At 53.2% G+C, this 21,011-nt stretch carries 13 protein-coding genes; 11 read left to right on the plus strand and 2 right to left on the minus strand.

Annotated elements, in window-relative coordinates; all coding sequences use genetic code 11:
* Positions 1-142 precede the first annotated feature (142 nt).
* From purL to glnB, 5 genes are all read left to right on the plus strand, one after another.
* Positions 143-4,030, plus strand: a complete 3,888-nt coding sequence (gene purL / locus FQZ95_RS05350) for a phosphoribosylformylglycinamidine synthase (protein ID WP_032184908.1) — start codon at positions 143-145, stop codon at positions 4,028-4,030.
* 576 nt (positions 4,031-4,606) lie between these two features.
* Positions 4,607-6,034, plus strand: coding sequence for a two component system sensor histidine kinase QseE/GlrK (gene qseE, locus FQZ95_RS05355; protein WP_001353026.1), 1,428 nt, complete (start codon positions 4,607-4,609; stop codon positions 6,032-6,034).
* 164 nt (positions 6,035-6,198) lie between these two features.
* Positions 6,199-6,912, plus strand: a complete 714-nt coding sequence (qseG, locus tag FQZ95_RS05360; protein ID WP_160529955.1) for a two-component system QseEF-associated lipoprotein QseG — start codon at positions 6,199-6,201, stop codon at positions 6,910-6,912.
* Positions 6,902-8,236 (plus strand): two-component system response regulator GlrR, encoded by a 1,335-nt coding sequence (gene glrR / locus FQZ95_RS05365; RefSeq protein ID WP_001353028.1) that lies wholly within the window; start codon positions 6,902-6,904, stop codon positions 8,234-8,236. The genes qseG and glrR overlap by 11 nt, the downstream gene beginning before the upstream one ends.
* A gap of 60 nt (positions 8,237-8,296) precedes the next feature.
* Complete coding sequence (gene glnB / locus FQZ95_RS05370) at positions 8,297-8,635, plus strand: nitrogen regulatory protein P-II (RefSeq protein ID WP_000717691.1); 339 nt, start codon at positions 8,297-8,299, stop codon at positions 8,633-8,635.
* 43 nt (positions 8,636-8,678) lie between these two features.
* Here glnB and hmpA read toward each other — a convergent pair whose 3' ends face one another.
* Positions 8,679-9,869, minus strand: coding sequence for an NO-inducible flavohemoprotein (gene hmpA, locus FQZ95_RS05375; protein WP_000883135.1), 1,191 nt, complete (start codon positions 9,867-9,869; stop codon positions 8,679-8,681).
* A gap of 327 nt (positions 9,870-10,196) precedes the next feature.
* Between hmpA and glyA the strand changes: the two genes are divergently transcribed.
* Positions 10,197-11,450: a serine hydroxymethyltransferase gene (gene glyA, locus FQZ95_RS05380; RefSeq protein WP_000919159.1), complete on the plus strand. Its 1,254-nt coding sequence runs from the start codon at positions 10,197-10,199 to the stop codon at positions 11,448-11,450.
* A gap of 197 nt (positions 11,451-11,647) precedes the next feature.
* On the opposite strand, the gene FQZ95_RS05385 is transcribed toward glyA, so the two are convergent.
* Complete coding sequence (locus FQZ95_RS05385; RefSeq protein ID WP_160529956.1) at positions 11,648-12,841, minus strand: ROK family protein; 1,194 nt, start codon at positions 12,839-12,841, stop codon at positions 11,648-11,650.
* A 117-nt stretch (positions 12,842-12,958) separates the two neighbouring features.
* On the opposite strand from FQZ95_RS05385, the gene FQZ95_RS05390 reads away from it, so the two are divergent.
* From FQZ95_RS05390 to FQZ95_RS05410, 5 genes are all read left to right on the plus strand, one after another.
* On the plus strand, positions 12,959-16,240 hold the full coding sequence (locus FQZ95_RS05390) for a DUF5107 domain-containing protein (protein ID WP_160529957.1): 3,282 nt from the start codon (positions 12,959-12,961) through the stop codon (positions 16,238-16,240).
* Positions 16,241-16,336: 96 nt separating this feature from the next.
* Complete coding sequence (locus tag FQZ95_RS05395; RefSeq protein WP_160529958.1) at positions 16,337-17,320, plus strand: substrate-binding domain-containing protein; 984 nt, start codon at positions 16,337-16,339, stop codon at positions 17,318-17,320.
* A gap of 22 nt (positions 17,321-17,342) precedes the next feature.
* On the plus strand, positions 17,343-18,854 hold the full coding sequence (locus tag FQZ95_RS05400) for a sugar ABC transporter ATP-binding protein (protein ID WP_088541194.1): 1,512 nt from the start codon (positions 17,343-17,345) through the stop codon (positions 18,852-18,854).
* 24 nt (positions 18,855-18,878) lie between these two features.
* Positions 18,879-19,877 (plus strand): ABC transporter permease, encoded by a 999-nt coding sequence (locus FQZ95_RS05405; protein ID WP_039020969.1) that lies wholly within the window; start codon positions 18,879-18,881, stop codon positions 19,875-19,877.
* 32 nt (positions 19,878-19,909) lie between these two features.
* Positions 19,910-21,004, plus strand: coding sequence for a zinc-dependent alcohol dehydrogenase family protein (locus FQZ95_RS05410; protein WP_160529959.1), 1,095 nt, complete (start codon positions 19,910-19,912; stop codon positions 21,002-21,004).
* Positions 21,005-21,011: the final 7 nt, after the last annotated feature.

Consider the following 21,011-nt stretch of genomic DNA (forward strand, 5'->3'; position numbering starts at 1 on the left):
ACAGCCATTGGCGGCACGCGTTGCTAATTCACAATGGTGATTTTATTTCCACGCAAACGGTTTCGTCGGCGCATCAGATTCTTTATAATGACGCCCGTTTCCCCCCCTTGGGTACACCGAAAGCTTAGAAGACGAGAGACTTATGATGGAAATTCTGCGTGGTTCGCCTGCATTGTCGGCATTCCGAATCAACAAACTGCTGGCACGTTTTCAGGCTGCCAGGCTCCCGGTTCACAATATTTACGCCGAGTATGTCCATTTTGCTGACCTCAATGCGCCGTTAAACGATGATGAGCACGCACAACTTGAACGCCTGCTGAAATATGGCCCGGCACTCGCCAGCCACGCCCCGCAAGGCAAACTCCTGCTGGTGACTCCGCGTCCTGGTACCATCTCTCCCTGGTCTTCGAAAGCGACCGATATCGCCCATAACTGCGGGCTGCAACAGGTAAACCGCCTTGAGCGCGGCGTTGCTTACTATATAGAAGCCGGTACGCTGACCCATCAACAATGGCAGCAGGTGACCGCTGAACTGCACGACCGCATGATGGAAACGGTCTTTTCTGCTTTAGATGATGCAGAGCAGCTGTTTGCACACCATCAACCGACTCCGGTCACCAGCGTTGATTTGCTGGGGCAGGGCCGTCAGGCGCTAATCGACGCTAACCTGCGTCTTGGCCTGGCACTGGCGGAAGATGAAATTGACTATCTGCAGGATGCGTTCACAAAGCTGGGTCGTAACCCGAACGACATCGAGCTGTATATGTTCGCCCAGGCGAATTCTGAGCACTGCCGCCACAAAATTTTTAACGCCGACTGGATTATCGACGGAGAACAACAGCCGAAATCGCTGTTCAAGATGATCAAAAACACCTTCGAAACCACGCCGGATCACGTTCTTTCTGCTTATAAAGATAACGCCGCCGTAATGGAAGGTTCTGAAGTGGGCCGCTACTTTGCTGACCACGAAACGGGCCGCTACGATTTCCATCAGGAACCGGCGCACATTCTGATGAAAGTCGAAACCCACAACCACCCAACGGCGATTTCTCCGTGGCCGGGCGCAGCTACCGGTTCCGGCGGTGAAATCCGCGATGAAGGTGCCACCGGCCGCGGCGCGAAGCCGAAAGCTGGCCTGGTCGGTTTCTCCGTATCCAACCTGCGTATTCCTGGCTTTGAACAACCGTGGGAAGAAGATTTCGGTAAGCCTGAGCGCATTGTCACCGCGCTGGACATCATGACAGAAGGTCCGCTGGGCGGCGCGGCATTTAACAACGAATTTGGTCGTCCGGCACTGAACGGCTACTTCCGTACCTATGAAGAAAAAGTGAACAGCCACAACGGCGAAGAGCTGCGCGGGTATCACAAACCGATCATGCTGGCGGGTGGGATCGGCAACATTCGCGCCGATCACGTACAAAAAGGTGAGATCAACGTCGGTGCGAAACTGGTCGTTCTCGGCGGCCCGGCAATGAACATCGGTCTTGGCGGCGGCGCGGCGTCTTCCATGGCGTCTGGTCAGTCTGATGCCGACCTCGACTTTGCTTCCGTACAGCGCGATAACCCGGAGATGGAGCGTCGCTGTCAGGAAGTGATCGACCGTTGCTGGCAGCTTGGTGATGCTAACCCAATTCTGTTTATCCACGACGTCGGCGCAGGCGGTCTTTCTAATGCCATGCCGGAGCTGGTGAGCGACGGCGGACGCGGCGGTAAATTCGAACTGCGCGATATTCTGAGCGACGAACCGGGCATGAGCCCGCTGGAAATCTGGTGTAACGAATCCCAGGAACGCTACGTGCTGGCGGTTGCTGCCGATCAGTTACCGCTGTTTGACGAACTGTGTAAGCGTGAACGCGCGCCCTACGCGGTGATTGGTGAAGCGACCGAAGAACTGCATCTTTCTCTGCACGATCGTCATTTTGATAATCAGCCGATCGATCTGCCGCTGGACGTCCTGCTTGGTAAAACGCCGAAGATGACCCGCGATGTGCAAACGCTGAAAGCGAAAGGCGACGCGCTGGCCCGTGAAGGGATCACCATTGCAGACGCGGTGAAACGTGTGCTGCATCTGCCGACTGTGGCGGAAAAAACCTTCCTGGTGACCATTGGCGACCGCAGCGTAACCGGTATGGTGGCGCGCGATCAGATGGTGGGGCCGTGGCAGGTGCCGGTCGCTAACTGCGCGGTCACTACCGCCAGCCTCGACAGCTACTACGGCGAAGCGATGGCAATTGGCGAACGTGCGCCGGTTGCACTGCTGGATTTCGCCGCCTCTGCCCGTCTGGCGGTCGGTGAAGCGTTAACCAATATTGCCGCAACGCAGATTGGCGATATCAAACGCATTAAACTTTCCGCCAACTGGATGGCGGCGGCAGGCCACCCTGGTGAAGATGCAGGCCTGTATGAAGCCGTTAAAGCGGTGGGCGAAGAGCTTTGTCCGGCGCTGGGCCTGACGATTCCGGTGGGTAAAGACTCCATGTCGATGAAAACCCGCTGGCAGGAAGGTAGCGAAGAGCGCGAAATGACCTCGCCGCTTTCGCTGGTGATTTCTGCATTTGCCCGCGTGGAAGATGTACGTCACACCATCACGCCGCAGCTTTCTACCGAAGATAACGCACTGCTGCTGATTGATTTAGGCAAAGGCAATAACGCGCTGGGCGCAACGGCGCTGGCGCAGGTTTATCGTCAGCTTGGCGACAAGCCTGCTGATGTGCGCGACTTCGCGCAACTGAAAGGTTTCTATGACGCGATTCAGGCACTGGTTGCACAGCGTAAGCTGCTCGCGTACCACGACCGCTCTGACGGTGGCCTGCTGGTGACGCTGGCGGAAATGGCGTTTGCCGGTCATTGCGGTATTGAAGCGGATATCGCCACTCTGGGTGACGATCGCCTGGCGGCGTTGTTTAACGAAGAACTGGGTGCGGTGATTCAGGTTCGAGCCGCTGACCGTGAAGCAGTTGAAGCGGTACTGGCACAGCATGGGCTTGCTGATTGCGTCCATTATGTTGGGCAGGCGGTTTCCGGTGACCGTTTTGTAATTACCGCCAACGGGCAGACTGTATTCAGCGAAAGCCGCACCACGTTGCGTGTCTGGTGGGCAGAAACTACCTGGCAGATGCAGCGCCTGCGTGACAATCCGGAGTGTGCCGATCAGGAACATCAGGCGAAATCTAACGACGCCGATCCGGGCCTGAATGTGAAACTGTCGTTTGATATCAACGAAGATGTGGCAGCACCGTATATTGCCACCGGTGCGCGTCCGAAAGTTGCCGTGCTGCGTGAGCAGGGGGTGAACTCGCATGTTGAAATGGCGGCAGCTTTCCACCGTGCAGGCTTCGATGCAATCGATGTGCATATGAGCGACCTGCTGGCTGGACGCACGGGCCTGGAGGATTTCCACGCTCTGGTAGCGTGCGGCGGATTCTCCTACGGTGACGTGCTGGGGGCTGGTGAAGGTTGGGCGAAGTCTATCCTGTTCAATGACCGTGTACACGATGAGTTTGCAACCTTCTTCCACCGTCCGCAAACGCTGGCGCTGGGGGTATGTAACGGTTGCCAGATGATGTCTAACCTACGCGAACTGATCCCAGGTAGCGAGTTGTGGCCACGTTTCGTGCGTAACACCTCCGATCGCTTTGAAGCGCGTTTCAGCCTGGTAGAAGTGACCCAAAGCCCGTCTCTGCTGTTGCAAGGGATGGTGGGTTCGCAGATGCCGATTGCTGTCTCTCACGGCGAAGGGCGCGTGGAAGTGCGCGATGCGGCGCATCTGGCGGCACTGGAAAGCAAAGGGCTGGTGGCACTGCGCTATGTCGATAACTTTGGTAAAGTCACCGAAACCTACCCGGCTAACCCGAACGGTTCTCCGAATGGTATTACGGCGGTCACGACTGAAAGTGGTCGAGTCACCATTATGATGCCGCACCCGGAACGTGTTTTCCGTACTGTCAGTAACTCCTGGTATCCGGAAAACTGGGGCGAGGATGGCCCATGGATGCGTATTTTCCGCAATGCGCGTAAGCAGTTGGGGTAAGTCGTAAAACTATTGGTTTTGCTGCCCGGATGTGGCATTCACGCCGCATCCGGCATTAAACGCCGACCACTATCATAAGCTCCCAGCTCCGGGAGCTTTTTTTGTGTCTGTAAATCACGACAATGGGTGGTTTACCGTGTCGCTTTTTGGCGACATTTAATTGATTGATTTTATTTGGATCTAATAAATTTATCTTAAGGTGTCTCTTTTTAGCGACACAATGGCTGATTTACAGCCAAATAGCGAAGAAGTCATAAATCCATCAAAACAACGTATAATCAGTACGTTACCAAACTATTTTATTTATTGGCACAGTTACTGCATAATAGTCATCAGTGGCTCATTCACCGACTTATGTCAGCCCCTTCGGGACGTGCTACATAAAATTCGAATGACGCACAACAAGGTGCCTGCCGTCCAACTTCTGATATCAGCTTAGCTATATCAACCCTCGGGCGAAACGTCGAGTTAGGCACCGCTTTATTCCATAACAAAGCCGGGTCATTCCCGGCTTTGTTGTATCTGAACTTCCCCTCGGTTAGCATCAGGCTATTCGCGTCTGACGAGAGTAACACCTTGAAACGCTGGCCCGTTTTTCCCCGCTCATTACGACAACTGGTAATGCTGGCATTTTTGCTGATTCTGCTACCCCTGTTGGTGCTGGCATGGCAAGCCTGGCAAAGCCTGAATGCGCTTAGCGATCAGGCGGCGCTGGTTAACCGTACTACGCTTATTGATGCCCGGCGCAGTGAAGCGATGACCAACGCGGCGCTGGAGATGGAGCGTAGCTACCGTCAGTATTGCGTGCTGGATGACCCAACCCTGGCGAAGGTTTATCAAAGCCAGCGCAAGCGTTATAGCGAAATGCTCGATGCCCACGCAGGCGTACTGCCGGACGATAAACTTTACCAGGCATTGCGTCAGGACTTGAACAATCTGGCTCAACTTCAGTGTAACAACAGCGGTCCCGATGCTGCCGCCGCCGCGCGTCTGGAAGCCTTTGCCAGCGCCAATACCGAAATGGTACAGGCCACGCGCACAGTGGTGTTCTCTCGTGGGCAGCAGCTTCAGCGTGAAATCGCCGAACGTGGGCAATATTTTGGTTGGCAATCGCTGGTGTTATTTCTGGTAAGTCTGGTGATGGTACTGCTCTTCACGCGGATGATTATCGGCCCGGTAAAAAATATTGAACGGATGATCAACCGTCTGGGGGAAGGGCGTTCTCTGGGCAATAGCGTTTCGTTCAGTGGCCCGAGTGAGTTACGCTCGGTTGGGCAACGTATTCTTTGGTTAAGTGAGCGCCTGTCATGGCTGGAATCCCAGCGCCATCAATTCTTAAGACATTTATCTCATGAATTAAAAACCCCGCTGGCGAGTATGCGCGAGGGCACTGAATTACTGGCTGACCAGGTTGTCGGGCCGCTTACGCCCGAGCAAAAAGAGGTGGTGAGCATCCTTGATAGCAGCAGCCGCAATTTGCAAAAACTGATCGAACAACTGCTTGATTACAACCGTAAACAGGCGGACGGCGCGGTGGAACTGGAGAGTGTAGAGTTGGCACCGCTGGTGGAAATGGTGGTTTCTGCTCATAGCCTGCCCGCACGGGCTAAAATGATGCATACCGACGTCGATCTCAAAGCAACTGCTTGCCTGGCGGAGCCAATGCTGCTGATGAGCGTACTGGATAATCTTTACTCCAATGCGGTGCACTACGGGGCTGAATCCGGTAACATTTGCCTTCGCAGCAGTTTACATGGCGCGCGGGTTTATATTGATGTCATCAATACAGGCACACCCATTCCGCAAGAGGAACGCGCCATGATCTTCGAACCCTTTTTTCAGGGAAGCCACCAGCGAAAAGGGGCGGTGAAGGGCAGCGGTCTGGGATTAAGCATTGCCAGGGATTGTATTCGCCGTATGCAGGGGGAACTGTATCTGGTCGACGAGAGCGGGCAAGAGGTTTGCTTCCGCATTGAATTACCGTCGTCGAAAAACACGAAATAATGTTAAGAGCCTATCCCATCAGGCTATTTTATTTGCCAGTTTGGCCTCGTGCAGTGCTCGAAATCCTTACGTACTACGTGTACGCTCCGGTTTCTCCGCGCTGTCCATGTCCAAACTGCCTGCAACAATTACGCCCACTGGGATAGGTTTTAAGTCTGGTGAATATGCGACACATTTTTCAACGATTATTGCCCCGACGGCTATGGCTGGCAGGGCTGCCATGTCTGGCATTGCTGGGTTGCGTGCAGAGTCACAATAAGCCAGCTATTGATGCGCCAGCAGAAGAAAAAATTCCGGTTTATCAACTGGCTGACTATCTTTCTACTGAATGCAGCGACATCTGGGCACTGCAAGGTAAGTCAACCGAAACCAATCCGCTTTACTGGCTGCGGGCGATGGATTGTGCTGAACGTTTAATGCCTGCGCAGTCGCGTCAGCAAGCCCGCCAATATGACGACGGCAGCTGGCAAAATATCTTCAAACAAGGGATTTTGCTCGCTGACGCCAAAATTACGCCTTATGAGCGCCGCCAGCTGGTCGCGCGCATTGATGCGTTAAGTACCGAGATCCCGGCACAGGTTCGCCCACTGTATCGACTCTGGCGCGACGGTCAGGCGCTGCAACTGCAACTGGCTGAAGAGCGCCAACGCTACAGCAAACTCCAGCAGTCCAGCGACAGCGAACTGGATACTTTGCGCCAGCAACATCACGTTCTACAGCAGCAACTGGAGCTCACCACCCGCAAGCTGGAAAATCTGACCGATATTGAACGTCAGCTCTCGAACCGCAAACCGGCTGGCAATTTCTCGCCGGATACGCCGCACGAGAGTGAAAAGCCCGCGCCATCTACCCATGAGGTCACTCCTGATGAGCCATAAACCTGCGCATTTATTACTGGTCGATGACGATCCAGGATTGCTGAAACTGCTTGGCCTGCGTCTGACCAGTGAAGGCTACAGCGTGGTTACGGCGGAAAGTGGAGCTGAAGGATTGCGGATACTGAATCGTGAAAAAGTAGATTTAGTCATCAGCGATCTGCGGATGGATGAAATGGATGGTATGCAACTGTTTGCTGAAATCCAGAAAGTGCAGCCAGGTATGCCAGTAATCATCCTCACCGCGCATGGCTCCATTCCCGATGCGGTTGCCGCGACACAGCAGGGCGTGTTCAGTTTCCTCACAAAGCCCGTCGATAAAGACGCGCTGTATCAGGCAATTGATGATGCGCTGGAACAATCCGCGCCAACCACCGACGAACGCTGGCGCGAGGCGATTGTCACCCGCAGCCCGCTGATGCTGCGTTTGCTGGAACAGGCGAGGCTGGTGGCGCAGTCAGATGTTAGCGTTTTGATTAACGGTCAGAGCGGTACCGGGAAAGAGATTTTTGCCCAGGCGATCCACAACGCCAGCCCGCGCAACAGCAAACCGTTTATTGCTATTAACTGTGGCGCATTGCCCGAGCAATTGCTGGAGTCGGAGCTGTTTGGTCATGCGCGTGGCGCGTTTACTGGCGCTGTCAGCAATCGCGAAGGTTTATTCCAGGCGGCGGAAGGCGGTACGCTGTTTCTCGATGAGATTGGCGACATGCCCGCACCGTTGCAGGTCAAACTGCTACGCGTGTTGCAGGAGCGCAAAGTGCGCCCGCTGGGCAGCAACCGCGATATTGATATCGACGTGCGGATTATTTCCGCCACTCACCGTGACCTGCCAAAGGCGATGGCGCGCGGGGAATTCCGTGAAGATCTCTACTATCGCCTCAACGTTGTCAGTCTGAAAATTCCGGCATTGGCGGAGCGCACAGAAGACATTCCGCTACTGGCAAACCACTTATTGCGCCAGGCGGCAGAGCGACATAAACCGTTTGTCCGCGCATTCTCCACCGATGCAATGAAACGACTGATGACCGCGAGCTGGCCGGGTAATGTGCGCCAGTTGGTCAACGTGATTGAACAGTGCGTGGCGCTAACATCATCTCCGGTGATTAGTGATGCGTTAGTCGAGCAGGCGCTGGAGGGCGAAAATACGGCTCTGCCAACCTTTGTTGAGGCGCGTAATCAGTTTGAACTCAACTACTTGCGTAAGCTGCTGCAAATCACCAAAGGTAATGTCACCCACGCGGCGAGAATGGCGGGGCGCAACCGGACAGAATTTTATAAACTGCTTTCCCGACACGAGCTGGATGCAAACGATTTCAAGGAATGAATCGGCGTAATGTGTTACGTTTAGCAGATCAAAAGACAGGCGACCTTTTCAAGGAATAGCATGAAAAAGATTGATGCGATTATTAAACCCTTCAAGCTGGACGATGTCCGCGAAGCACTGGCTGAAGTCGGCATTACCGGCATGACGGTCACCGAGGTGAAAGGTTTTGGCCGCCAGAAAGGCCATACCGAGCTGTATCGCGGCGCGGAGTATATGGTGGATTTTCTGCCGAAAGTGAAAATTGAGATTGTCGTGCCGGACGACATTGTCGATATCTGCGTAGATACGATTATTCGCACGGCGCAAACCGGCAAAATCGGTGACGGTAAAATTTTCGTCTTTGACGTGGCACGGGTCATTCGTATCCGTACTGGCGAAGAGGACGACGCGGCAATTTAAACCGCGTCAGGGTTGCCGGATGTCTCCATCCGGCAACCTCAAATCACAGCACTTTATGCGGGCCAAAGCATTCGTAATGAATGTTTTCCTGTTTCACACCCAGGTCCACTAACTGTTTCGCGGCAAACTGCATGAAGCCAACCGGGCCGCAGAGATAGAACTGCATTGTCGGATCGCTGAACGCACCTTCCAGTTTGCTCAAATCCATCAGACCTTCACTATCAAACTGACCTTTAGCGCGATCGGCTTCGCTCGGCTGACGATACCAGGTGTGCGCGGTAAAGCGTGGCAGTGCTTGCCCCAGTTCCTTAACTTCATCGGCAAAGGCATGAACATCGCCATTTTCTGCCGCATGGAACCAGTTTACCTGAGCGCTATGACCTGCTTTTGCCAGCGTGTCGAGCATTGCCAGCATTGGTGTTTGACCGACACCGGCAGAGATTAACGTCACCGGCGTGTCATCTGCGATAGCCATAAAGAAATCACCTGCCGGAGCGACCAGTTTCACGACATCGCCAACGTTGGCGTGATTGTGTAACCAGTTTGATACCTGCCCACCCTCTTCGCGTTTCACTGCAATACGATAGCCTTTGCCATCCGGTTTGCGCGTCAAAGAGTACTGACGAATTTCCTGATGTGGGAAACCTTCCGGCTTCAGCCAGACGCCGAGATATTGCCCTGGACGGTATTCCGCCACTGCGCCGCCGTCCACCGGCTCAAGTTCGAAACTGGTGATAAGCGTGCTGCGCGGTGTTTTAGCTACAATGCGGAAATCGCGAGTACCTTCCCAGCCACCGGCTTTGCTGGCGTTTTCGTTATAGATTTCTGCCTCGCGATTGATAAATACGTTAGCCAGTACGCCATAGGCTTTACCCCACGCGTCCAGCACTTCCTGGCCCGGGCTGAACATTTCGTCCAGCGTCGCCAACAGGTGTTCGCCGACGATGTTGTACTGTTCCGGTTTGATCTGGAAACTGGTGTGCTTCTGCGCGATTTTTTCAACCGCTGGCAGCAGCGCAGGCAGGTTTTCGATATTGCTGGCGTAGGCGGCAATGGCGTTAAACAAGGCTTCACGTTGATCGCCATTACGCTGGTTACTCATGTTAAAAATTTCTTTGAGTTCTGGGTTATGAGTAAACATACGGTCGTAGAAATGGGCGGTTAACTTTGGCCCTGTTTCCACCAGTAAAGGGATGGTGGCTTTTACTGTAGCGATGGTTTGAGCGTCAAGCATATGGTCTTCCTTTTTTTGCATCTTAATTGATGTATCTCAAATGCATCTTATAAAAAATAGCCCTGCAATGTAAATGGTTCTTTGGTGTTTTTCATGAGGAATGTGATGAAGTGAAAAATTTGCATCACAAACCTGAAAAGAAATCCGTTTACGGTTGCAAGCTCTTTATTCTCCAAAGCCTTGCGCAGCCTGAAGGTAATCGTTTGCGTAAATTCCTTTGTCAAGACCTGTTATCGCACAATGATTCGGTTATACTGTTCGCCGTTGTCCAACAGGACCGCCTATAAAGGCCGAAAATTTTATTGTTAGCTGAGTCAGGAGATGCGGATGTTAAAGCGTGAAATGAACATTGCCGATTATGATGCCGAACTGTGGCAGGCTATGGAGCAGGAAAAAGTACGTCAGGAAGAGCACATCGAACTGATCGCCTCCGAAAACTACACCAGCCCGCGCGTAATGCAGGCGCAGGGTTCTCAGCTGACCAACAAATATGCTGAAGGTTATCCGGGCAAACGCTACTACGGCGGTTGCGAGTATGTTGATATCGTTGAACAACTGGCGATTGATCGCGCAAAAGAACTGTTCGGCGCTGACTACGCTAACGTCCAGCCGCACTCCGGTTCCCAGGCGAACTTTGCGGTCTACACCGCGCTGCTGGAACCCGGCGACACCGTTCTGGGGATGAACCTGGCGCATGGCGGTCACCTGACTCACGGTTCTCCGGTTAACTTCTCCGGTAAACTGTACAACATCGTTCCTTACGGTATCGATGCTACCGGTCATATCGACTACGCCGATCTGGAAAAACAAGCCAAAGAACACAAGCCGAAAATGATCATCGGTGGCTTCTCTGCATATTCCGGCGTGGTTGACTGGGCGAAAATGCGTGAAATCGCTGACAGCATCGGTGCTTACCTTTTCGTTGATATGGCGCACGTTGCGGGCCTGGTTGCTGCTGGCGTCTACCCGAACCCAGTTCCTCATGCTCACGTTGTTACTACCACCACTCACAAAACCCTGGCGGGTCCGCGCGGTGGCCTGATCCTGGCGAAAGGTGGTAGCGAAGAGCTGTACAAAAAACTGAACTCTGCCGTTTTCCCTGGTGGTCAGGGCGGTCCGTTGATGCACGTAATCGCCGGTAAAGCGGTTGCTCTGAAAGAAGCGATGGAGCCTGAGTTCAAAACTTACCAACAGCAGGTTGCGAAAAACGCTAAAGCGATGGTAGAAGTATTCCTGGAGCGCGGTTACAAAGTGGTTTCCGGCGGTACTGATAACCACCTGTTCCTGGTTGATCTGGTTGATAAAAACCTGACCGGTAAAGAAGCTGACGCCGCTCTGGGCCGTGCTAACATCACCGTCAACAAAAACAGCGTACCGAACGATCCGAAGAGCCCGTTTGTAACCTCCGGTATTCGCGTGGGTACTCCGGCGATTACACGTCGTGGCTTTAAAGAAGCCGAAGCGAAAGAACTGGCTGGCTGGATGTGTGACGTGCTGGACAGCATCAATGATGAAGCCGTTATCGAGCGCATCAAAGGTAAAGTTCTCGACATCTGCGCACGTTATCCGGTTTACGCATAAGCGAAACGGTGATTTGCTGACAATGTGCTCGTTGTTCATGCCGGATGCGGCGTGAACGCCTTATCCGGCCTACAAATTATTGCAAATTCAAGATATTGCAATCTCCGTGTAGGCCTGATAAGCGTAGCGCATCAGGCATTTTTTCGTTTGTGATCATCAAGGCTTCCTTAGGGAAGCCTTGTTACGTTATCGCGTCATCAAATCTGTCGTAACTGTGCCTCAACATACAAATAGCCAATCCCCAGCACCTGCTGTGCGCGGCTTAATAGCCCAAAGCCAATTTGCGTTGCTTTCACGCTCGGTCCTTCATCGCGGTCGAACGGGTTAAATCCCGTCTGGCGAATAATGGAATTAAGCCAGTTCTCACCAAAGGCGCAGCTGCGACCATACAGCCAAATCTGATTAATATTGAGGATATTGAGGAAGTTATACAGACTCAAACCAATGGCGTTGGCACTGCGGTCAACCCAGCTGGTGATCCACGGTTCTCCACTCTGCCAGGCAGCGATTAATTGTGCGGTTGTCAATTTTTCAGGATCAAGCTGAGTATTAACCGGTTGTGATTTTAGCCATACTCGCGCCTGTTTTTTTAATGCGCTTAACGAGGCGACGGTTTCCAGGCAGCCATAACGTCCACAGTCGCAGGCGACGCCATCCGGATTAACGATGGTGTGACCAATCTGTCCGCTACCATACAAACTGCCGCGATAAATTTGCTCGTTAATCACGAATGACGAGCCAATACCGTAATCAACGTTGATCACGCAGAAATCCCGTCCTTGCGAATTATTTTGCCATTTCTCCGCCAGCGCCAGCATCACGCAGTCATTATCGACCATCACCCGAATGCCCAGCTTCTCTTCCAGCAGATACTTCACCTCAACCGGCGTTGTCCACGGCGCTTGCGGCATGGTTTGCGACACGCCAGTCACTGGATCAACCTGACCGTGGATTGCCAGCGCCAGGTTGATAGTACGGTCCGGCCACAGTTTACGATGACGATGCCAGCATTTTTCGATTTCGGACAACAGAGCCTGCGGTGTCGGTGCATCAATCTGAAAATATTCAAATTCGCCTTTCGGACTTAAACAGGCATTAGCGACCTGACACTCAATGCTGGTGGGCGTCACGTTCAGGCACAGCGTCCAGTCACCTTCCGGCGCGATCAGCCATGTACCGCTACTGTGCCCGCGCGTCTGGCTTTCATCGTCGATATTCACCACCCGTTTTTCGCTTTCCAGCTCCTGCAAAATATTACTGACCGCCGGAATTGAAATTTGCGCCAGCCGGGCCAGCGTTGATTTATTGGCGCGCTTTTGCCGGTACAGCAGTTCCAGAATCACGCATTTGTTATGGTGGCGGATCTGTTGATTGTTAATGCAGGCTTTCATCTTCACTAAACCTTGTTTAGTTAATTGCGTGATTATTCCGCGAAAACATTGCCAGATTGTTCAATACACTGCCACAAATCTTTTAATTCAGTATGTCTTGTTAATATTGAGGGCACCATGACTCCAGTAAAAGTGTGGCAAGAGCGCGTTGAGATCCCGACTTATGAAACAGGTCCGCAGGATATACACCCTATGTTCCTGGAAAATCGCGTTTATCAGGGATCGTCCGGCGCGGTTTATCCCTACGGCGTGACCGATACGCTGAGCGAGCAGAAAACCCTGAAATCCTGGCAGGCGGTGTGGCTGGAAAACGACTACATCAAAGTGATGATCCTGCCGGAACTGGGCGGTCGGGTGCATCGCGCATGGGATAAAGTGAAACAGCGCGATTTTGTCTATCACAATGAAGTCATTAAACCTGCGCTGGTGGGGCTGCTGGGACCGTGGATCTCCGGCGGGATTGAGTTTAACTGGCCACAACACCATCGCCCGACTACCTTTATGCCCGTTGATTTCACCATCGAAGCCCATGAAGACGGCGCACAGACGGTGTGGGTCGGCGAAACGGAGCCGATGCACGGTTTACAGGTGATGACCGGTTTCACACTACGCCCTGACCGGGCGGCGCTGGAGATTGCCAGCCGCGTCTATAACGGCAATGCCACGCCGCGTCATTTCTTGTGGTGGGCTAACCCGGCAGTGAAAGGTGGCGAAGGGCATCAGAGCGTTTTCCCGCCGGATGTAACGGCGGTGTTTGATCACGGCAAACGGGCTGTTTCAGCTTTCCCTATCGCTACCGGCACTTACTACAAAGTGGACTACTCCGCCGGAGTGGATATTTCTCGCTATAAAAATGTGCCAGTGCCGACTTCGTATATGGCCGAAAAATCGCAGTACGATTTTGTTGGCGCATGGTGTCACGATGAAGATGGCGGTTTGCTACACGTTGCCAACCACCACATCGCGCCAGGTAAAAAACAGTGGAGCTGGGGACACAGTGAATTCGGCCAGGCGTGGGATAAGAGCCTGACCGACAATAACGGCCCGTATATCGAACTGATGACGGGTATTTTTGCCGATAACCAGCCCGATTTTACCTGGCTTGATGCTTACGAAGAGAAGCGTTTCGAGCAGTATTTCCTGCCTTATCATTCTCTGGGCATGGTGCAAAACGCCTCCCGCGATGCGGTGATTAAACTCCAGCGTAGCGAGCGGGGGATTGAGTGGGGGCTGTATGCCATCTCCCCGTTGAAAGGATGCCGCCTGGCGATCCGCGAAATCGGCAAATGCAACGCGTTGCTCGACGATGCCGTGGCTCTGACGCCAGCGACCGCCATTCAGGGCGTGTTGCATGGTATCAATCCTGACAGACTAACCATTGAACTCTCCGATGCCGATGGCAATATCGTACTGAGTTATCAGGAACATCAGCCACAAGAGTTGCCGTTGCCAGACGTCGCCAAAGCGCCACTGGCAGCACAAGAGATTACCAGTACAGATGAAGCCTGGTTTATCGGTCAGCATCTGGAGCAATATCATCATGCCAGCCGTTCACCGTTCGATTACTACCTGCGCGGCGTGGCGCTGGACCCGCTGGATTATCGCTGTAACCTGGCGTTGGCGATGCTGGAATATAACCGCGCTGATTACCCACAAGCGGTGGCGTATGCCACTCAGGCGCTGAAACGCGCACATGTGCTGAACAAAAACCCGCAGTGCGGACAGGCGAGTTTAATTCGCGCCAGTGCTTACGAACGTCAGGGGCAATATCAACAAGCCGAAGAGGATTTCTGGCGTGCGGTCTGGAGCGGAAACAGTAAAGCCGGTGGCTATTATGGTCTGGCACGGCTGGCGGCGCGTAATGGTCACTTCGACGCGGGTCTGGATTTTTGCCAACAAAGTCTTCGCGCCTGCCCAACCAATCAGGAAGTGCTTTGCCTGCATAACCTGCTGCTGGTGTTAAGTGGTCGTCAGGACAACGCGCGTTTGCAGCGAGAGAAGTTGCTGCGTGATTATCCGCTGAACGCCACTCTGTGGTGGCTGAACTGGTTCGATGGTTGTAGCGAATCTGCCCTCGTACAGTGGCGAGGTCTGTGTCAGGGACGCGACGTTAACGCCCTGATGACCGCCGGGCAACTGATTAACTGGGGCATGCCCGCTCTGGCGGCAGAGATGCTGAACGCACTGGACTGTCAGCGCACGCTACCGCTTTACCTGCAAGCCAGTTTGCTGCCAAAAGCTGAACGCGGAGAACTGGTCGCAAAAGCTATTGATGTCTTCCCGCAGTTTGTCCGTTTCCCTAATACGCTGGAAGAAGTGGCGGCGCTGGAGAGTATCGAAGAGTGCTGGTTTGCCCGGCATTTACTGGCCTGTTTCTACTACAACAAGCGCAGCTACGGCAAAGCAATTGCCTTATGGCAACGTTGCGTTGAGATGTCGCCGGAGTTTGCCGACGGCTGGCGTGGGCTGGCAATCCATGCATGGAATAAGCAGCATGATTATGAACTGGCCGCGCGTTATCTTGATAGTGCTTATCAGCTTGCGCCGCAGGATGCTCGTCTGCTTTTTGAACGGGATTTGCTGGATAAGCTAACCGGAGCCGCACCGGAGAAACGACTGGCTCGTCTGGAAAATAATCTGGAAATTGCTCTGAAACGCGACGACATGACCGCAGAACTGCTCAATTTGTGGCATCTCACTGGTCAGGCAGACAAAGCGGCGGACATTCTCGCCAAGCGCAAATTCCACCCGTGGGAAGGTGGGGAAGGGAAGGTCACCAGCCAGTTTATCCTCAACCAGTTATTACGCGCCTGGCAGCATCTTGATGCCAGAGAGCCGCAGCAGGCCAGCGAACTGCTTCATGCCGCGTTGCATTATCCGGAGAATTTAAGCGAAGGCCGTTTACCGGGGCAAACTGACAACGACATCTGGTTCTGGCAGGCGATATGCGCCAAGGCGCAGGGCGATGAAACTGAAGCGACGCGTTGTTTACGTCTGGCGGCGACCGGCGATCGCACCATTAACATCCACAGTTATTACAACGATCAGCCGGTTGATTATCTCTTCTGGCAAGGGATGGCGCTGCGATTACTGGGCGAACAACAAACCGCACAGCAACTGTTTAGTGAAATGAAACAGTGGGCACAAGAGATGGCAAAAACCAGTATCGAAGCGGATTTCTTTGCCGTCTCGCAACCTGACTTGTTATCGCTGTATGGCGATTTACAACAGCAGCATAAAGAAAAATGCCTGATGGTGGCGATGCTGGCGGCTGCGGGATTAGGCGAGATTGCGCAATACGAATCTGCTCGCGCTGAATTGACGGCGATTAATCCAGCCTGGCCGAAAGCGGCATTATTTACCACCGTGATGCCTTTTATTTTTAGCTACGTTCACTAAACACTATTAACTGTAATATTTGAGCGGCACGCGCTGCCGCTCACGCTCAAATAATTAAAATAAGCCGTTGTAAATAAAAACCCTACAGGAGGCACTATGCCTAAAAAAATGAGAACAACCCGTAATCTATTATTAATGGCTACGCTATTAGGTAGCACACTATTTGCCAACGCTGCGGAAAAAGAAATGACCATTGGTGCAATATACCTTGATACCCAGGGATATTACGCTGGAGTGCGCCAGGGCGTTCAGGATGCGGCAAAAGATTCTTCAGTACAGGTACAGTTAATTGAAACTAACGCTCAGGGCGATATTTCGAAAGAAAGTACCTTTGTTGATACCCTCGTGGTGCGTAATGTCGATGCCATTATTTTGTCGGCAGTGTCTGAAAATGGCAGTAGCCGCACCGTTCGCCGCGCCAGTGAGGCGGGTATTCCGGTGATTTGCTACAACACCTGTATTAATCAAAAGGGTGTCGATAAATATGTCTCGGCATATCTGGTTGGCGATCCGCTGGAATTTGGTAAAAAACTGGGTAACGCTGCTGCCGATTATTTTATTGCCAACAAAATTGACCAGCCGAAAATTGCTGTCATCAATTGCGAAGCCTTTGAAGTTTGTGTGCAACGACGTAAAGGATTTGAGGAAGTATTAAAAGCCCGCGTTCCCGGCGCGCAAATTGTCGCTAATCAGGAAGGGACTGTTTTAGATAAAGCGATTTCTGTTGGTGAAAAACTGATTATCTCCACACCAGATCTCAACGCCATTATGGGGGAATCGGGTGGAGCGACACTCGGCGCGGTAAAAGCGGTACGTAATCAAAATCAGGCTGGAAAAATTGCCGTTTTCGGTTCAGATATGACCACTGAAATTGCTCAGGAACTGGAAAATAACCAGGTGCTGAAAGCGGTAGTGGATATTTCCGGTAAGAAAATGGGCAATGCTGTTTTCGCGCAAACATTGAAGGTTATCAATAAACAAGCCGACGGTGAAAAAGTGATTCAGGTGCCAATCGATCTCTATACCAAAACGGAAGACGGTAAACAGTGGCTGGCAACGCACGTTGATGGTCTGCCCTAATAGCTGATTCGCAGAGGTCCCTATGTTCACGGCAACAGAGGCAGTTCCGGTAGCAAAAGTGGTGGCAGGAAATAAGCGTTACCCCGGCGTCGTTGCGCTGGATAACGTTAACTTTACGCTCAATAAAGGCGAAGTTCGCGCGCTGTTAGGCAAAAACGGTGCGGGAAAATCGACCCTCATTCGAATGCTTACCGGTAGCGAACGTCCGGATAGCGGTGATATCTGGATTGGCGAGACGCGACTGGAAGGCGACGAAGCTACGCTGACTCGCCGTGCCGCTGAACTGGGGGTACGCGCGGTTTATCAGGAATTAAGTCTGGTGGAGGGGCTGACGGTGGCGGAAAACCTCTGCCTTGGTCAATGGCCCCGCCGCAACGGCATGATTGATTACCCGCAAATGGCGCAGGATGCCCGACGTTGTTTACAGGCGCTGGGCGTCGATGTTAGCCCTGAACAACTTGTTTCGACACTAAGCCCGGCGCAAAAGCAACTGGTGGAAATTGCGCGGGTGATGAAAGGCGAACCGCGCGTGGTCATCCTTGATGAACCGACCAGCTCGCTTGCCAGTACGGAAGTTGAACTGGTAATCAGCGCCGTGAAAAAAATGTCAGCACTGGGCGTGGCGGTGATTTATGTCAGCCACCGGATGGAAGAAATTCGCCGCATTGCCTCCTGTGCCACCGTTATGCGCGATGGTCAGGTGGCGGGCGATGTGATGCTCGAAAACACCTCAACCCGTCATATTGTGTCGCTGATGCTCGGGCGCGATCACGTTGATCTTGCACCGGTTGTAGCTCAGGAGATTGCGGACCAGACCGTACTGGAAGTTCGCGCGTTACGCCACAGACCAAAACTTACGGAGATCAGTTTTTCCCTGCGTCGTGGCGAAGTGCTCGGCATTGCTGGCCTGCTGGGGGCAGGGCGCAGTGAATTGCTGAAGGCGATTGTTGGGCTGGAGACGTATGAACAGGGCGAAATTGTTATCAACGGCGAGAAAATCACGCGCCCCGATTACGGCGAGATGCTGAAACGCGGCATTGGCTATACGCCAGAAAACCGCAAAGAAGCGGGGATCATTCCCTGGCTGGGCGTTGACGAAAATACGGTACTGACCAATCGGCAAAAAATCAGCGCCAACGGTGTGCTGCAATGGTCCACCATCCGCCGCCTGACCGAAGAGGTGATGCAGCGGATGACGGTCAAGGCAGCCAGTAGCGAAACGCCTATTGGCACGCTTTCTGGCGGCAATCAGCAAAAAGTGGTGATCGGTCGTTGGGTCTATGCCGCCAGCCAGATTTTATTGCTCGACGAGCCAACGCGCGGCGTCGATATCGAAGCCAAACAGCAGATTTACCGTATTGTCCGCGAGCTGGCTGCCGAAGGGAAAAGCGTGGTGTTTATCTCCAGTGAAGTGGAGGAGTTGCCGCTGGTGTGCGACCGCATCCTGTTATTACAGCACGGTACGTTCTCGCAGGAGTTTCACTCGCCGGTCAATGTGGATGAGCTGATGTCCGCCATTCTGTCTGTGCACTGATGAATTTTACCGAGGAACCTGAAGATGTCTGCTTCGTCATTATCATTGCCGCAGGGCAAGAGCGTCTCGCTCAAACAATTTGTCAGTCGCCATATTAATGAGATCGGTTTGCTGGTGGTAATCGCCATTCTTTATCTGGTCTTCTCCCTGAATGCGCCTGGCTTTATCTCATTGAATAACCAAATGAACGTGCTGCGCGATGCTGCCACCATCGGGATCGCCGCCTGGGCGATGACGCTGATTATTATCTCCGGTGAAATTGATGTCAGCGTCGGACCGATGGTGGCTTTTGTCTCGGTGTGCCTGGCATTTTTGCTGCAATTTAACGTTCCGCTGGCGATTGCTTGTCTGCTGGTGTTGCTGTTAGGCGCGCTGATGGGGACGCTGGCCGGCGTGCTGCGCGGCGTGTTTAACGTGCCCAGTTTCGTTGCCACGCTGGGGCTGTGGAGCGCCCTGCGCGGAATGGGGCTGTTTATGACTAACGCCCTGCCAGTGCCGATTGACGAAAACGAGGTACTGGACTGGCTGGGGGGACAATTTCTCGGTGTGCCAGTATCCGCGCTGATCATGATGGTGTTGTTTGCGCTGTTTGTGTTCATCAGCCGCAAAACCGCCTTCGGGCGCTCGGTTTTTGCTGTTGGCGGTAATGCGACGGCAGCGCAGTTGTGCGGTATCAACGTTCGTCGGGTGCGCATTCTTATTTTTACCCTTTCGGGATTATTAGCGGCGGTGACCGGCATTTTGCTGGCAGCTCGCCTCGGTTCTGGTAACGCAGGTGCGGCAAACGGTCTGGAGTTTGACGTCATCGCCGCGGTCGTGGTCGGCGGTACGGCACTTTCCGGCGGTCGCGGTTCCTTGTTCGGTACGTTGCTTGGTGTGCTGGTGATTACGCTAATCGGTAACGGTCTGGTGTTGCTCGGGATTAACTCTTTTTTCCAGCAGGTGGTGCGCGGCGTCATCATCGTGGTGGCGGTTCTGGCGAATATCTTGCTGACCCAGCGAAGCAGTAAAGCGAAACGCTAAACCTTAACCCCCCTGGCGCGGGTGCGGCAGGGATGAAAATTAATCGTATTGTTAATGAGGGAATTATGAAAACGATGCTGGCAGCTTATTTACCAGGAAATTCGACCGTCGATCTGCGGGAAGTTGCGGTGCCGACACCGGGGATTAACCAGGTACTGATTAAAATGAAATCCTCCGGGATTTGCGGAAGCGATGTCCACTATATCTATCATCAACACCGCGCCACAGCGGCGGCTCCCGATAAACCGTTATACCAGGGATTTATCAATGGTCATGAACCGTGCGGGCAAATTGTGGCGATGGGGCAAGGCTGTCGCCATTTTAAAGAGGGCGACCGCGTGCTGGTGTATCACATTTCTGGCTGTGGTTTTTGCCCGAACTGCCGTCGCGGTTTTCCTATCTCTTGTACTGGCGAAGGAAAAGCCGCTTACGGCTGGCAGCGTGACGGCGGTCATGCCGAATATCTGCTGGCGGAAGAAAAAGATCTGATCCTCCTGCCGGACGCGCTGAGCTATGAAGATGGTGCGTTTATCAGTTGCGGCGTTGGTACAGCGTATGAAGGGATTTTGCGCGGCGAAGTTTCCGGCAGTGATAACGTGCTGGTGGTCGGTCTGGGGCCGGTCGGCATGATGGCGATGATGCTGGCGAAAGGTCGCGGTGCAAAAAGGATCATCGGCGTTGATATGCTGCCGGAACGTCTGGCGATGGCGAAACAGTTAGGGGTGATGGATCACGGCTATTTAGCAACGACCGAAGGTCTGCCGCAGATTATCGCCGAACTCACCCGCGGTGGCGCGGATGTTGCGCTCGATTGTTCAGGTAATGCCGCAGGTCGCTTACTGGCGTTGCAATCCACTGCTGACTGGGGACGGGTGGTTTACATCGGGGAAACCGGAAAAGTGGAGTTCGAGGTTAGCGCTGATCTGATGCATCATCAACGGCGGATTATTGGCTCCTGGGTGACCAGTCTGTTCCATATGGAAAAATGCGCCCACGATTTAACGGACTGGAAACTGTGGCCGCGTAATGCCATTACCCATCGCTTCTCACTGGAACAGGCAGGAGATGCCTATGCGCTGATGGCGAGCGGTAAATGCGGGAAAGTTGTGATTAACTTCCCGGATTAAGGAGTCA

The organism is Escherichia sp. HH41S, from assembly GCF_009820115.1.
GTDB lineage: Bacteria > Pseudomonadota > Gammaproteobacteria > Enterobacterales > Enterobacteriaceae > Escherichia > Escherichia coli_F.

What these genes read in the sequence shown, in the direction of transcription:
- FQZ95_RS05390 (WP_160529957.1), top strand. Translation starts at nt 12,959, where the DNA reads ATGACTCCAGTAAAAGTGTGGCAAGAGCGCGTTGAGATCCCGACTTAT.
- qseG (WP_160529955.1), top strand. Translation starts at nt 6,199, where the DNA reads ATGCGACACATTTTTCAACGATTATTGCCCCGACGGCTATGGCTGGCA.
- FQZ95_RS05405 (WP_039020969.1), top strand. Translation starts at nt 18,879, where the DNA reads ATGTCTGCTTCGTCATTATCATTGCCGCAGGGCAAGAGCGTCTCGCTC.
- FQZ95_RS05385 (WP_160529956.1), bottom strand. Translation starts at nt 12,841, where the DNA reads ATGAAAGCCTGCATTAACAATCAACAGATCCGCCACCATAACAAATGC.
- FQZ95_RS05400 (WP_088541194.1), top strand. Translation starts at nt 17,343, where the DNA reads ATGTTCACGGCAACAGAGGCAGTTCCGGTAGCAAAAGTGGTGGCAGGA.
- purL (WP_032184908.1), top strand. Translation starts at nt 143, where the DNA reads ATGATGGAAATTCTGCGTGGTTCGCCTGCATTGTCGGCATTCCGAATC.
- FQZ95_RS05410 (WP_160529959.1), top strand. Translation starts at nt 19,910, where the DNA reads ATGAAAATTAATCGTATTGTTAATGAGGGAATTATGAAAACGATGCTG.
- glnB (WP_000717691.1), top strand. Translation starts at nt 8,297, where the DNA reads ATGAAAAAGATTGATGCGATTATTAAACCCTTCAAGCTGGACGATGTC.
- glyA (WP_000919159.1), top strand. Translation starts at nt 10,197, where the DNA reads ATGTTAAAGCGTGAAATGAACATTGCCGATTATGATGCCGAACTGTGG.
- hmpA (WP_000883135.1), bottom strand. Translation starts at nt 9,869, where the DNA reads ATGCTTGACGCTCAAACCATCGCTACAGTAAAAGCCACCATCCCTTTA.
- FQZ95_RS05395 (WP_160529958.1), top strand. Translation starts at nt 16,337, where the DNA reads ATGCCTAAAAAAATGAGAACAACCCGTAATCTATTATTAATGGCTACG.
- glrR (WP_001353028.1), top strand. Translation starts at nt 6,902, where the DNA reads ATGAGCCATAAACCTGCGCATTTATTACTGGTCGATGACGATCCAGGA.